Genomic DNA, 278 nt, shown 5'->3' with positions numbered 1-278 from the left:
CCCTCTCAGCGGCTCATCGGACCGCGCACCGGCCGCTCGCGGGCGTGGCTGGTCGCGCTGAGCGGCGCGCCGGCCTCGCGCAGCGCCTGGCGCTGTTCGGCGACCGGGGTCTGCGCGGTGGCCTTCTCGAAACGCGCCAGATGCTGGAAGGCCGGCAGGGCGAAAGCGTCAGCCAACAGGCGCGCCAGGCGCGGCCAGCGCTCGCCGTCGACCTGGTAGCGCGCCAACTGGGCATTGCGGAACAGGCAGGCGACGGCGACATCGGCGATGGACAGCTC

At 74.1% G+C, this 278-nt stretch carries 1 protein-coding gene; it reads right to left on the bottom strand.

The window, feature by feature from the left end:
• Window positions 1-5: 5 nt before the first annotated feature.
• Window positions 6-278: glutathione S-transferase family protein (locus tag CKO35_RS17685; protein WP_200177413.1), on the bottom strand; the 273-nt coding region annotated here is incomplete at its 5' end.

It is taken from the genome of Ectothiorhodospira shaposhnikovii, assembly GCF_016584105.1.
GTDB lineage: Bacteria > Pseudomonadota > Gammaproteobacteria > Ectothiorhodospirales > Ectothiorhodospiraceae > Ectothiorhodospira > Ectothiorhodospira shaposhnikovii.
The sequence above is the reverse complement of the archived record's forward strand: the minus strand, read 5'-3'. Positions and strand labels throughout refer to the sequence as shown.